The following is a 13,557-nucleotide window of genomic DNA, read 5'->3' on the forward strand; positions in this document are numbered from 1 at the left end:
TTCATTGCATCAGCGGACGGTGACCGAGAGGCTTTTCGTGACCCCGTTGACGGTCACCGAGAGGTTCGCCGTCCCCGGCCGCAGCGCGGTCAGCACCCCGCTCGCCGGATCGAACGACGCGACGTCCCACGGCATCGCGGGCAGGAATCCGCCGGCCACATGCGTGCCCCAGCCGCCCTTCCAGTCCGCGCTCACCGGGTACGAGACCGGAACCTGACGCGCTCCCTGCGTCACCACGGCCCGGACGTCCGCCTTCTCCCCGCGCGCCAGCGACGAGGGCCCGGACAGCGTCAGCGCGTCGACGTTCGGCCGCGTCTCGAACCGCACCGGCTGCGCCTTGTCCCCCGGCTCGAACCGGACCATCGTCCAGCCGACGAACCCGCCGTCACCCGGCGCCGCCGCGGGCGACTTCCCGGAGTTGCCGTTCACCAGGTACGGCACGCCGTCGACCCTCGACAGGTTGAAAACGCCCGCGTGCGAGGCGATCGCGGCCGTCTGCTTGCCCGTCTCGCGTTCGAAGGCGGTCAGCCAGCCGGTCAGCATGGCGGCTTCCTTGCGGTCGGCCAGCTGCGAATTCCCGGCGGGGCCGGGATCCTTCACCGGATGGTGCATCGCGACGACCACGCCGCGGATCCGGCGGTCCGCCTTCGCCCCGTCCAGTGCCTCGCGCAGCATCCGGATCTGGTCGAATCCGCCCGCGCGCAGTGATCCGCGCGAGGAATCCATCAGCACCAGCCGGATCCCGGCGACGTCGGCGACGCGATGGGTCTCCCCGAACGCCGCCTGGAACTCCGCGAGCCCGTGCCCGCCGTCGGCCTCGTGGTTGCCCGGCACGTAGTACCAGGGCGCCTTGCCGACGAGTTCTTCATCGATGATCGAGCGGGCCAGCGCGAAATCGGCGGCCGTGCCCCGGTCGACGAAGTCGCCGTTGATCAGCACGAGATCCGGTTTCGCCGCCACCGCCTCGCGCAGCGCGCGCCGCGCCTGGGCGACCAGCGGGCCGTCCGGCTGGTCGGCGGTGAACTGCGCGTCGCTGACCACGGCGATCCGCAGGCCGCCGATCGCGACGCCGTCGGTGATCAGCGCCGGGTCACGCGGTGCCGGGTCGGCGGGGACGGCTGCCGCGGGTGCGACCTCGAAGGTGAGGTCGTCGAAGACCAGCCGTCCTTCGTACTGCTGGTCCGGGACGTTCTCGACGGCGTAGAACTTCGTCAGCCGCTGCCCGTCGGGGAGTCCGGCCGGGATCGCCGCGCGGACGTAGCGCCAGCCCGTCCAGTCGACGCTCAGCGACAGGTCCACGACGGACGGGACGTTGGCGGCGTCACGGAGTTCCGCGCGCAGCCAAGCACCCTTCGCGTCGCCGTTGACCCACAGGCCGACACGCTGGGTGCCGGGCGGCAGCGCGAGCGGCGACGCCGAGTTGACGTAGGCCGCGCGCGTGGCGTTGGTCCCGTTCAGCCGGTAGTCCAACGCGAGACCGCGTCCACCGTCACGGCCGGGCGCCTCGGAAAGCGCGGCACCGACGACGGCCGGGAAGACGCTGGCGGTCCAGCCCGCGGGGCCGTCCAACGGTGCGGCGACCCGGGATTCCGTGCCGACCGAAGCCGCCAGATGCGTCACCTTCCCGCCGGCGGTGGCGGTGATCGCCGAAGCACCGGAGGCATTCAGCGCGGTGACCGCGAACCCGTCACCGGACGGCTCGATCTTCACCACGGCGGGGTCGTAGTCGAGTTTGACGTCGTCGGGCTCGATCCACGTGCCGTAACCGTCGGCGTCGTAGCCGAAGACCTTGAACGTGCTCTTCGCGCCTTCGCCGGACAGCGCGACCTGCTCGGTGCTCGTGCCCAGCCGGACGGGTGAGCCGAGGACGTTCAGCGTGGTCTTGCCCATGACGCCGCCGCGTTTCGCGTAGACATCGACGTTGGCGGGGGCGTCGGGCCGGAGCCGGTCGGCGTGCGCGGTGAACACGCCACCGGTCACGGTGCCGCGGAAGGGATCGGTGCTGAGCCACTGGACCTTGCCATCGACGCCGGCACCGGTCTCGTCGTGGCCCCCGGCGACGAGCTTCCGCGTCAGCCCGGAAAGCACACGCGTCGCGTCCGTGGTGTCCTGCGCGGGAGCGGGCGCGAATCCGGTCAGCCGCCCGCTTCCCGGCACGGTGGCGACGCCGATCCCGTTGGGCACCAGGCGTTCCCCGCCATCCGACGGCGCATTGCGCACCAGCGGCGACTTCTCGCCCTCCCCACGGGCGAGCATCGTCGAGGATCCGCCGCCGTCGAGGTTGAGGGCGTCGTCCGCGCCGAGCGACTTCATGTGCCGGGCGAGTTCGAGTTCGGTCATGCCGCGGCTGTCCGCCTGGCGGCCGTCGACCGTGGCCAGCCACATCTTCGTGCCGTCGGCGGAGAACCCGACCGCGGTCCGGGGGTGCATGGCGACGTTGTCGACCGGCTGGACCGCGCCGTCACGCAGCAGGACCTTGTTCCCGCCGACCGAGACGGACAGCTTGCCCGCGTCACTCTTCGGCGCGTACGCGACGCCCACCTTGTCACCGGGCTTCAAGCCGGACAACGCGTCGACGCCGCCGTCACGGGCGAGCAGGATCGTCGCCCCCGCGGCGATCGGGCCGTCGGCGGGCTGCGGCCGCACCTGGGTGACCACGCCGCCGGAGACCTCGATCTCGACGACGCTCCGGGCGCCCGCGACCGAGGTCCGCCGCGAGGACGCGCCCCACAACGGCGTGTAGACGCCGATCGCGTCGCCGCTCAGCACCGGGCTGTTGAAGTTCGAGGCGGGCACGACCTTGCCGTCGGGCAGGGTCACCGACGCTTCGAGGAACACCTCCGCGAGCCGCGCCTTGCCTTCTTCGGTGATCGACGCGGTCAGGTTGTGGCCGCGCGCGGGTGCCGTCTGGAGTTGCCCGGCGTCGACGCCGACGCCGATCGGCGCCCCGCTGGCGTTGATGTCGAAGAAGTCCCCGTTGACCCCGGCGACCGCACCGGACCTGGCGACCTGCTGCGAAAGCGGCGTCCGCGCGGAAACCGTGCCGGGGCTGAGGTACGTCGGCTTGAGGGTCTTACTGGTGAGATCGACGGCGAGGGTGTCGCCGCGGATCCAGCCCGCCGGGTCGTACCGGTCGAACTCGGTGAGACTCAGCCCCGGCGCCACGCGCGAAGTCGCGCTGGTGGTGACGAGACCGTCGTCGGGCGCGGCCACGGCGTACGCGGACGGGCCCTCCTTCGCCGAAGAGGCCGCCGGGGCGGCTTCGACGGGCACCGGACCGAGTGGAGCGGCCAAGGGATCGGCGTGCGCCGGTGTGGCGACGAACGATCCGGGCAGCAGGGCAGCGAGCAACAACAGGCGTGAATTTCTCACGGATTACCCCACGATCGAGTGACAGGCAGCATCGCTCAGCACAGCGGACGCGGACCGCCAGGAGAAGACCCCGAGGTGAACGTGAACCGAACGGCGTAGGGCGCGAAGGTCAGGGCGTGAAAGGCCCGGCGAGGAAGGTCTTCGCCGCCGCGGCGTCACCGGTGATTTCGATATCCGCCCCGTCGAGCTCGATCCGTTGCCACAGCAGCAGGTCCAGCGCTTCCGCGGTGCTTTCGACGACGGCGCCGGCCGCTTCGGCGGAATCCGCCTGCCGCGAGCCGGGGACGTCGGTTTCACCCGGCGGTGTGATCAACCAGGCGTGTCCGGTGTCGGATGTCTTCAGCAGCAACGGAACGGTGACCACGGGCGGGGTGTGCCAGCGCTTCACCTTCGGCAGCATGCCGAGGAGGACCTCGTCCGCGCCGTCGGCGGCGATGGCCGGGTCGAGGGTGTATTCGGTCCCTGCCGCGCGGTGGGCGTCGAGCAGGTGCACCGCGGTCTCGTGGACCTGGCGGCGGAACCAGAAGGCCTTGGTCTTGGCGGCGGCGGTGAAGTTCCAGGCGCCGTCTTCGGGGGATGCCTCGCGCAGTGCCTCGATGAGCTCTTCGGCGCTTTCGCGGTACCAGGCGGCGAGGTCCGTGCCGGGTTCGTCCTCGAAGCTCTGCGGGGCGAGTTCGCCGGTGCGCACGATGCCGGCCGCCCAGCGGTGGACGTTGCCGAGGTGGACGACCAGGTCACGCAGGCGCCAGTCGCCGCAGCACGGTACGGGCGCGGTGTGGTCGCCGGTGCGCGCCACTTGCGCGAAACCGGTGGTGAGTTCCCGCAGTCGTGCCAGGTACTCGTCCGGTGTCATCGACAACCCCCAGGTCCGTGGGTGACGCGGTCTTCCCGCGCCACCCACGAGTGTGTCAGACCTCGGGGAACCAGAGCTTGAGCTCGCGCTCGGCCGACTCCGGGGAGTCCGAACCGTGCACCAGGTTGTACTGGGTCTCCAGCGCGAAGTCGCCGCGCAGGGTGCCGGGGGTGGCCTTCTCGACCGGGTCGGTGCCGCCGGCGAGCTGGCGGAAGGCGGCGATGGCGCGCGGGCCCTCGACGGCGATCGCGACCAGCGGGCCCGAGGTGATGAACTCGAGGAGGTCGCCGAAGAACGGGCGCTCCTTGTGCTCGGCGTAGTGCTCCTCGGCGACCGAGCGCTCGACGGTGCGCAGTTCGAGGGCGGCGAGCTTCAGGCCCTTGCGCTCGATGCGAGCGATGACCTCGCCGACGAGGCCGCGCGCGACGCCATCGGGCTTGACGAGGACCAGCGTGCGTTCAGTCACGGCGGTATTTCTCCTTGGGTGGGATTCGTGCTATTCGCCCGGAGCCTACTGGGTGCTTCTCCGCTCACTTCACGTCGGACCAGGGAATGGCCTCGATGCGCTCGAGGTGCTCCTCGCCCCACTCCCCGAGCGCGGCCATCGCGGTGTTGAGGGAATCCCCGAACTCCGTCAGCGAATACTCCACCTTCGGCGGAACCTGGTGATACACCTCGCGATGCAGCAGCCCGGTGGTCTCCATCTCGCGCAACTGCAGGATCAGCACCCGTTCGCTGATGCCGGGCACCGCGCGCCGCAGCTCCCCGAAGCGCAGCGGGCCGTCCTGGAGCGCGAACAGGATGAGCCCTTTCCATTTGCCGCCCATGACGGCGATCGCGGCGTCGAGGCCGCAGGTGAACGCGCGGTTCTTGGTCATCGTGTCACTTACCTTTTTGTCGGTACCCGGCAAAATAGTAGGTACTTGATCGAATGTACGCGACCGCCCAGCATGGAGTCATCCCGAAGATTTCCTTTGACTGGAGCGAAAAATGCCGAAGACACCGGTGACCGTCGTGGGCCTCGGCTCGATGGGCTCGGCCCTCGCGGGCGCCTTCCTCGCGGCCGGGCATCCGACCACCGTGTGGAACAGGACGGCCTCGAAGGCCGATCCTCTCGTCGCGCGGGGAGCGATCCTGGCCGCGACGGCCGACGACGCGGTGCGGGCGAGCCCGTTGACCATCGCCTGTTTGACGACTTACGAAGACACGCGCGCGGCCTTGGAAGCGGCCTCGTTGACCGGACGTGCTTTGGTCACCCTGAACAGCGGCTCGCCGGCAGAAGCACGCCGGATGGCCGAATGGGTGACGGGTCGCGGCGCGCGCTACCTCGACGGCGCGATCAAGAACGTGCCGTCGGCCGTGGGAGCGCCGGACACCCTGCTGTATTACGGCGGCGACAAGACCGTCTTCGACGAGCACCGGGAAACGTTGCGGGTGCTGGGCGGCGACACCGTCCACCTCGGCGAGGAGACCGATCTCGCGGCACTGTACGAAACGGCCGTCGGCGGCACCCTGTTGCCCGCGCTGGTCGGGTTCTTCCAGGGTGCCGCCGCGTTGCGGTCGCGTGGCCTCGAAGCGGAGACTCTCCTGCCGTACGCCACCAAGTGGTTCGAGATGATCATCTCGGTGCTTCCGATGTACGCCAAGGAAATCGACAGCGGCGACTACTCGGATCCGGCGGCCTCGGTGAACATCTTCCACGCCGGCGCCGCCGCCGACCTCGGACTGGCCGAGGAAGGCGTCGACGTCGGCTGGCAGCGGCCGATGCACGACCTCGTCCGGCGGGCCGCCGAGGCCGGGCACGGCGATCTCAGCATCGCGGTGCTGACGGAACTGCTCAGCGTTGGGGCTGCAGGGTCTTCGACCACAGGGACGCGCCCGTAGCGTCCCTCAGGTCGACCGTGAGCGCGCCGCTCCGTCCGTCGATGTTCACCTCGCCGAAGTGCTGGAAACCGTCGGCGGGCGAGGTGTTCGCGGCAGGCGGGGCGTGCACGAACACCGCTTCCGGCCCGAAGGTCGGGTCGAGCTTGTTCGGGCCGAACGCGCCGGCGTTGAGCGGGCCGGAGACGAACTCCCAGAACGGGTCGAACTCGGTGAAGGAAGCACGATCCGGCGAGTAGTGGTGCGCCGCGGTGTAGTGCACGTCGGCGGTCAGCCAGACGACGTCGCGCACCCGGTGCCGCGAGATCTCCCGCAGCACCCAGGCGAGCTCGGTCTCGCGGCCGCCGGGAGCGCCGGGCAGGCCGTTGGCGACACCCTCGATGGCCTTGCCGTCCGGGACGGTGAGGCCGATCGGGAGGTCGGCCTGGATGATCTTCCAGGTCGCGGTGCTGCGGTCGAGCGCGTCGACGAGCCAGCGGGCCTGGCGATCGCCGAGGATGCGGCCCGGCTTGGTCTGATCCGAAGTGTTGGCGTCCTTGTAGGTCCGCATGTCCAGCACGAAGACCTCGGCGCGCGAGCCGTGCCGGAAGTTGCGGTACACACGGCCGTCGACGGCCTGGCGGCGGTCGATCGGGTGCCATTCGTGGAACGCCTGGAACGCCCGCGCGGCGAGCACGTCGACGCGCTTCTCGGTGTATTCGGGACGGTCGTTGAGGATTTCCCCCGGGTACCAGTTGTTCACGACTTCGTGGTCGTCCCACTGGACATAGGCGGGCACATTCGCCGTGAAGCGCTTGAGGTTCTCGTCGAGCATGTTGTAGGCGAACTGGCCGCGGTACTCGTCGAGCGTCTCGGCGACCTTCGACTTCTCCGGGGTGACGATGTTGCGCCACACCCGCCCGCCGGGCAGCGCGACGGTCTCGGTGAGCGGCGCGTCGGCGTAGACCGTGTCTCCACAATGGAGGAACAGGTCCGGGCGGCGCTCGGCCATCGCGCGATAGATCGTCATACCGCCGAGTTCGGGATTGATGCCCCAGTTCTGCCCGGCGACGTCACCGGACCACAGCAGCCGGACGTCGGAGCGGCCGACGGGGGCGGTGGTGAAGCGGCCGGTGAGGGCCTCGCTGCGAGTACGGCCGTCGAGGTCTTCCGCGGTCACGCGGTAGTGGATTTCGGTCCCCGGCATGAGCCCCGCGACACGGACCTTGCCCGTACCGCCGGTCTCCGGGCTCATGACCGGACCGCGCACGCGGCGCGCGTGCCGGAACGACGGATCCCGGGAGACCTCCACGATCAGCCGCGACGGCCGGTCGGCGCGCGACCAGACGATGCCGGACCCGGTGGTGACGTCGCCGGACTGGACACCGTGGGTGAGCACCGGGCGGTCACGGCGGAGCAGCGGAACCGGGTTCGCGGTCGCGGTTTCCGGGACGAGCAGGCCGCCCGCGACCGCTCCGGCGCCGGTGAGACCGGCTTTGAGCAGCGTGCGGCGGTTGTGGTGGGTTGCGGTCATGGCGCGGTTCTATCCCGCGGCCACGGCCGGTGGGCCAACGGCGGTTTGCGCGGTGATGAACGAACGGACGGTAGCCATTCCGGCGTTCTCCGCGACTCTATTCGGCTTGGCGCGCTTCGTGCGTTATAGCCAGCGAAGGACGCTTTCGCCGCCGAGAAGCGACTAAGAATGCTTCGCGAGACAAAGAGCCCACCCGAGGAATATGAACCAATTTTCGCGCGTTTTGCTAACTTTTGACTCGAATTCTTGTTCGATTCCTTGGTATTCTCGTGGGGTGTCCGGACAACGTATCCTCGAACCGCCGCAGGAGCTGTGGCGTGCCGGTGCGCGGGAGCTGGCGCACGGTGTGGTGGAGCGATTGTCGGTGGCACGGCAGGCGTTGGCGGAGGTCGGGCAGTTCCTGGTCGAGATCGAATCCCGCGGTCCGATGGAGTTGTTCGGGCACGGGTCGACCGCCGGTTGGTTCGCTGAGACCGCGCGGATCAGCCCGAAAGAAGCCGGTGACACGGTGGCCCGCGCTCTGGCTGTGAACGAGAGCCGGAATCTGGATGGCACTCCCGCTCCGGCGTTCGCGCCGATCGCCGGTGCCGCCGCCGCGGAGGGCGACCTGGGACATCAGCAGCTGGATCCGATCCTCGCGGTGCTGAGGAAGATCCCGGCCGAGGTCTCAGCCGACGACCGGACCGGCGCGGAGCAGATCCTGGTGACGCTGGCCCGTCATGCCGGGCCGCAGGAGATCGCCAATGTCGGCGCCGACCTCTTGGCCCATCTCGATCCCGACGGGAACGAGCCCAAGGACGAGGACCTGAAACCCCCGTCGCGCGAGGTGTATTTACGGAAGCGTGACGATGGGTGGTGGCGGCTCAACGGCCTCCTCGACCCCGAGTTCGGGGCCCGCGCCAACGCCCTGTTCGAAACCTGGGGACAGCGAAGACCCGTCGACGAGGACGGCAACCGCGACCCCCGCACCCCAGGCGAACGCAACGGCGACGCACTCTTCGACGCCATCCACTACGCGATGACCAACGACAAAGCCCCCACCCTCTCCGGAGACCGCACCACCGTCGTCGTCACCATCCCGCTCGAAACCCTGACCTCCGGGCTCGGGGCGGCCTGCGTCGACGGGGTCGCTCAGATCACCGCCCGGCACGCCCGGATGCTGGCCTGCGACGCCAAAATCATCCCCGCCCTCCTCGGCAGCGAAAGCGAACCCCTCGACATCGGCCGCGCCGCCCGCAGCGTCACCCCCGCCCAACGCCGGGCCTTGAACCTGCGCGACCACGGCTGCGCGTTCCCCGGCTGCCGACGAAGACCCAAACACTGCGAAGCCCACCACATACTTCCGTGGGGACAGCTCGGCGACACCGATCTGAACAACCTCTGCCTACTCTGCCGCTACCACCACATGGTCATCCACGGCCAATCCGGCTGGAAAGTCCACATCACCAACGGCCGACCCGAATTCATCCCACCGCAATACCTCGACCCACTCCAAACACCCCGCCACAACCACCGCTGAACCCGAGGGAGCCCGCCGACCACATGGCGACGGGCCCTTCGGTATGCGCGGAAGTCAAGACTCGACGGCACCGCAGCACTGTTCGATCCGGCCCTGATACAACGGCCCGCCCATCGTCGAGGCCACGACCTCGCGCACGGAGGCCGAGGCGGCCACTTCGCGCAGACGCTCCGGGAAGTGATCACTCACCAAGGCCGGATCCAGGATCCCGGCGACCGAAGACGGCTCCGCTTCCAAGTGATCGAAAAGATCCGGCCAGCGGACACGGACGACACACCACAAGGCCAGCGTGTCGGTTCCGACCGTGTTGCCTTCCAAGGTCCTGATGGCCCGATGAGCGGTGTAGGTGTTGACGAACTGATTGAATCCGCGTGGCGTATCGCTGATCAACGGCGCGAACTTCCGCAGCCAGTGCTCGGTTCGTTCGCGCACCACGGGCTGCGCGAGCGCACGGGTGGCGTCACCGACCAGTTCCGCCTTCGCTGCTGCCGACGCCTCGTCGAGAATGTCGAGGATCTCTCTTTCCCGGCCGGCCTCACCGCGCAGACGACCACGCAGCACAGCCGCCTCGCTCTCGATTTCCGAGTTCCCGCCTTCGGAGATCCGCAGAAGCCGATCGATGTAGAGCCGCCGCAGCGCGGTCGTGAACGACGGCATGGGGACCGTTATCTGAAAGAGCTTCTCGAGAAACAGGTAGCCAAGTGACTTACCGGGACGGGCTACACAATGCTCGAACACCGGATACTTCGACTCGTAGCTCTTGCGAAGCCACGCTCCGTCCGCGGCGACGACGAACAAGGGCGCGCTCGCCGCGCCCGGCGCGTTACGGAAGACGGTCTGGACGGTGTCGAGCAGGCCGACGACCTCCTCATGCCCGCACCGGTCCAGATCGTCGATGAGGAACAGCAACGGTTTCCGGGTACGGCCCAGTAGCCAGGAGAAATGCGCGGACACCTCCGCCATCGGGTTCGTTCCCGACTCTTCGAAGAGTTTCGCGCCACGAGCCGAGTTCCACAGCAGAAAGCGGCTCACGACGAGCGCGCCCGCCCAGAACGGGATCATCGCGGCCACCACGGTGCCGACGACCTTGGCCGCCTCGCTCCAGCCCCCGGCCGTGCCCTGTCGCGGCCACAGCCAGAACGCGAGACCACCGACGAGCAGTACCAGGACCAGGACCGCGAAGGCGTAAGGGGCACCGGTCCGGTGCGCTCTGGCGAAGACTTCGGCCGACCTGAGCCATCGCCTCCCCCACCAACCTCGGTCCGCGGCGATCGCGTCTCTCGCCGCGGTCAGCAACGTCCACCACGGACGCCCCAGCCGAGCCTGCCGCCACGCGTCGAACTCGACGAGCACGAAAGTGCCGTCCAGCCTCCGCCTCAGGAAACCGAGCAGCGTCGTCTTCCCCGTTCCCCATGCTCCGTCGACGTGGACCAGGAAGGAAACGTCCGGTCGGCGCCTCCGAGCGTCGGTCAGCCGAAGGGCGAGCACTCCAGCGAGTTCGTCGCGATGCAGGAAGTCCTCACGCGCGGTGGCGTCGGCGGCCCACTCGACGTCGGAACCCGGAGTCGTGCCGTGCACCGCAGGACTGCCGGCCACCCGGAGATGCTCGGCCGCAGGCGTCACGTAGTACCTCGCCCGCTGCACGGGCGTGACCGCCTCTCGCCCCAGGAACGCCCCGAACTCCGCTGCCGTCACCACGCCGTCGCGATCGGCGTCGGCGCGGCCGGTACGCAGGCCGTCGACGAGGGCGTCAGCGAGGACACCGGCACTCCAGGCAGGCCCATTTTCGTGCTCTTGCAAGGCATTCGTGGCGGACACGGTCACGATCGCCCGCTCACCCGGAAAGTCCTCTCCGATCCACATGACCGACTCGGCGAAGGCGCCGGAGTACGGGAAATCGAAGATCAGCACGAACTTCCGGCAGTAGCTGGTCTCCATGTAGTGGCGAAGCGCCCGAGAAGACATCGCGCTGGTCGCGGCATACCGCGCATCGGTGTCTGTCGAGGCGAAATACCACTCGCCTTGCCCCTGAACCCCGCCGCCGATGAGATACAGCAGCAGGACGTCTTCCGGCCCCGCCGCGGTGAAGAAGCGGTGGATCACACTGAAGACCGTGGTGTTCGACTGCTCGGAAAGCGATGCCACCTCGAAGCCACCGATGGCTTCATCCCCGAACACCGCGGCCACTTCCACGGCCTCGGTCGTGACGTCCAACCCCTCGAACGAGGGATCGGTGAAGCGGGAACTTCCGACGATCAACGCTTTCCTGGCCATCCATGGCTCCCGTCCCGGTGAACATCCACCGAGTCGGCCTGGATGGCGACGCCGTTACTGCGGTTGCTGCTGCTGACTCGGCAACGTCCCCGCCGCCATCCGCCGCGCCACGTCCCGCCGCAGCCACAGCAGCCACAGCCAGATCCCGAGGAAGATCACCCCGAGGATCGCCACGGCGGGCAGCGCGACGAAGAACGCGATCAGCGCGACCTGCAGCACCAGTACCGCGGGCACCGCCCAGGGCTTCTTCAGGAAACCGCACAGCACGATCAGCGCGACCGCGATCACGATCACCGACCAGCCGGTGAGCGAACCGACCCCACCGCCGAGTTTCGCCACCACCGGCAGCGCGAGCGCGACGGTGATGCCCTCCATGATCAGCGAACCGGCCATCACCCCGCGGAAGGACTTCATCGGGTCCTTGGCGGGCGGCTTCGGGGTCTCGTCGGTCACGCCGGCTCCTTACCGAACAGGGTCCTGGCCTCGCCCGCGGTGACGACGGAGCCGGTGACCAGCACGCCGCCGCCCGCCAGCGGTTCCTCGGGGTCGTCGCTCTGCTCGACGAGGCCGATGGCGGTCTCGATCGCGGCGTCTAGGCTGGGTTCGGCCACGACGCGGTCTTCGCCGAAGATCGAGATGGCGACGTCGTTGAGTTCGTCGAGCGGCATCGCGCGCGGGGACGAGTTCTTGGTGACGACGATCTCGGACACCACCGGTTCGAGGGCGTCCAGGATGCCGCGGGCGTCCTTCTCCGCCATCACGCTGACCACGGCGGCGAGGCGGCGGAAGGCGAACTCCTCGGCGACGGTGGTCGCGAGCGCCTTGGCGCCGTGCGGGTTGTGGGCGGCGTCGAGCAGCACGGTCGGGGCGGCGCGGACGCGCTCCAGCCTGCCGGGGGTCTCGACCTCCGCGAAGGCCTCACGGACGGCCTCGATGACCAGCTGCTTGTCCTTGCCCGCGCCGAAGAACGCTTCGACGGCGGCCAGCGCCAGAGCGGCGTTGGCGGCCTGGTGCGCGCCGTGCAGCGGCAGGAAGATCTCGTCGTAGACACCGCCGAGGCCCTGCAGTTTCAGCATCTGCCCGCCGACGGCGACCTCGCGCTCCAGCACGCCGAACTCGCTGCCGGCGCGGGCGACGCTCGCGTCGACCTCGATGGCGCGTTCCAGCAGGATCTTCTGGACTTCCGGCTCCTGCTCGGCGATGACCGCGACGCTGCCGGGTTTGATGATCCCGGCCTTCTCCACCGCGGCTTTGGCCGGGGAGCCGCCGAAGTACTCGACGTGGTCGACGCCGATCGGCGTGATGACGGCGACGTCGCCGTCCACGACGTTGGTGGCGTCCCAGGAGCCGCCGAGCCCGGTCTCGATGACCGCGGCTTCGACGGGCGCGTCGGCGAAGGCCGCGAACGCCATCCCGGTCAGCACCTCGAACTTGCTCATCGGCACCGCGTCCTGGCCACCGGCGTTGTCCACCATGGTCACGTACGGCGCGACGTCGCGGTACAGGTCGACGTACGCGGCGGCGGAGATGGGGGCGCCGTCGAGCGCTATCCGCTCGGTGACCAGCTGCAGGTGGGGGCTGGTGTACCGGCCGACGCGCAGACCCATGCGGGTCAGCAGCGCGTCGATCATCCGGGTGGTCGAGCCCTTGCCGTTGGTCCCGGCGACGTGCAGCACCGGGTAACCGCGGTGCGGTTCACCCATGAGGTTGACCAGGGCCGCGATCCGGGCAAGGGACGGCTCGATCTTCGTCTCCGGCCAGCGCTGGTTCAGCTCGGCCTCGACGGCGAGCAGTTCGCGGCGCGCCTGCTGCCCGTTGGGGTCCGACGGGGCGAACTCGTCACCCTGGTCGTCCAGTTCGTGCAGTTCGACGTCCTCCGGGGCGACGAGGTCCGGCACGGGGCCGAGCGCGAGGTTGTCCCCCAGCTGCCCGATCCCGCCGATACCGCCCCGTGCGCCGCCGCCCGCCTGGTACGCGGCGTCGGGTGCGTCCAGATCCGGGTCGGTGTCGTCGGACGGATCGTGGGCGCGGGCCCCCAATTCGTCGACACCGGCGAAACTGTCCAGATCTGCCAGGTCCGGGGATTCCCTGAAATCTTCGGAATCCCGGCCGTCACCTCGCGGCACGAACTCTCCTCTTACCCTT

At 69.3% G+C, this 13,557-nt stretch carries 10 protein-coding genes; 2 read left to right on the forward strand and 8 right to left on the reverse strand.

Annotated features, from left to right (window positions below; translation table 11 throughout):
• Positions 1 to 9: 9 nt before the first annotated feature.
• From DMC64_RS37785 to DMC64_RS37800, 4 genes are all read right to left on the reverse strand, one after another.
• Entirely contained in the window at positions 10 to 3,354 is a 3,345-nt protein-coding gene (locus tag DMC64_RS37785) for a phosphodiester glycosidase family protein (protein WP_125737549.1), read from the reverse strand.
• Between the two features lie 127 nt (positions 3,355 to 3,481).
• Positions 3,482 to 4,225 (reverse strand): maleylpyruvate isomerase family mycothiol-dependent enzyme, encoded by a 744-nt coding sequence (locus DMC64_RS37790; protein ID WP_125737443.1) that lies wholly within the window; start codon positions 4,223 to 4,225, stop codon positions 3,482 to 3,484.
• A gap of 55 nt (positions 4,226 to 4,280) precedes the next feature.
• The gene (gene ndk, locus DMC64_RS37795; protein WP_005158515.1) at positions 4,281 to 4,691 is read right to left on the reverse strand and encodes a nucleoside-diphosphate kinase; all 411 of its coding nucleotides are present in this window, start codon (positions 4,689 to 4,691) and stop codon (positions 4,281 to 4,283) included.
• A gap of 64 nt (positions 4,692 to 4,755) precedes the next feature.
• The gene (locus DMC64_RS37800; RefSeq protein WP_125737444.1) at positions 4,756 to 5,103 is read right to left on the reverse strand and encodes a helix-turn-helix domain-containing protein; all 348 of its coding nucleotides are present in this window, start codon (positions 5,101 to 5,103) and stop codon (positions 4,756 to 4,758) included.
• Between the two features lie 112 nt (positions 5,104 to 5,215).
• On the opposite strand from DMC64_RS37800, the gene DMC64_RS37805 reads away from it, so the two are divergent.
• Positions 5,216 to 6,109: an NAD(P)-dependent oxidoreductase gene (locus DMC64_RS37805; RefSeq protein WP_125737445.1), complete on the forward strand. Its 894-nt coding sequence runs from the start codon at positions 5,216 to 5,218 to the stop codon at positions 6,107 to 6,109.
• Here DMC64_RS37805 and DMC64_RS37810 read toward each other — a convergent pair.
• On the reverse strand, positions 6,063 to 7,619 hold the full coding sequence (locus DMC64_RS37810; protein ID WP_125737446.1) for an alkaline phosphatase: 1,557 nt from the start codon (positions 7,617 to 7,619) through the stop codon (positions 6,063 to 6,065). The two genes, DMC64_RS37805 and DMC64_RS37810, sit on opposite strands and share 47 nt — an antisense overlap.
• A 274-nt stretch (positions 7,620 to 7,893) precedes the next feature.
• On the opposite strand from DMC64_RS37810, the gene DMC64_RS37815 reads away from it, so the two are divergent.
• The gene (locus DMC64_RS37815; RefSeq protein WP_125737447.1) at positions 7,894 to 9,138 is read left to right on the forward strand and encodes an HNH endonuclease signature motif containing protein; all 1,245 of its coding nucleotides are present in this window, start codon (positions 7,894 to 7,896) and stop codon (positions 9,136 to 9,138) included.
• Positions 9,139 to 9,192: 54 nt separating this feature from the next.
• Here the strand turns inward: DMC64_RS37815 and DMC64_RS37820 are convergent, their stop codons facing one another.
• From DMC64_RS37820 to DMC64_RS37830, 3 genes are read right to left on the reverse strand one after another with little or no spacing between them, the layout of a single operon-like run.
• The gene (locus DMC64_RS37820; RefSeq protein WP_125737448.1) at positions 9,193 to 11,412 is read right to left on the reverse strand and encodes a P-loop NTPase fold protein; all 2,220 of its coding nucleotides are present in this window, start codon (positions 11,410 to 11,412) and stop codon (positions 9,193 to 9,195) included.
• A 54-nt stretch (positions 11,413 to 11,466) separates the two neighbouring features.
• Entirely contained in the window at positions 11,467 to 11,865 is a 399-nt protein-coding gene (locus DMC64_RS37825) for a DUF4233 domain-containing protein (protein WP_034316250.1), read from the reverse strand.
• The gene (locus DMC64_RS37830; RefSeq protein WP_125737449.1) at positions 11,862 to 13,538 is read right to left on the reverse strand and encodes a folylpolyglutamate synthase/dihydrofolate synthase family protein; all 1,677 of its coding nucleotides are present in this window, start codon (positions 13,536 to 13,538) and stop codon (positions 11,862 to 11,864) included. Before DMC64_RS37830 ends, DMC64_RS37825 begins: the two co-directional genes overlap by 4 nt.
• Positions 13,539 to 13,557: the final 19 nt, after the last annotated feature.

Origin of the sequence: Amycolatopsis sp. WAC 04197 (assembly GCF_003947475.1) — a bacterium.
Lineage (GTDB): Bacteria > Actinomycetota > Actinomycetes > Mycobacteriales > Pseudonocardiaceae > Amycolatopsis > Amycolatopsis japonica.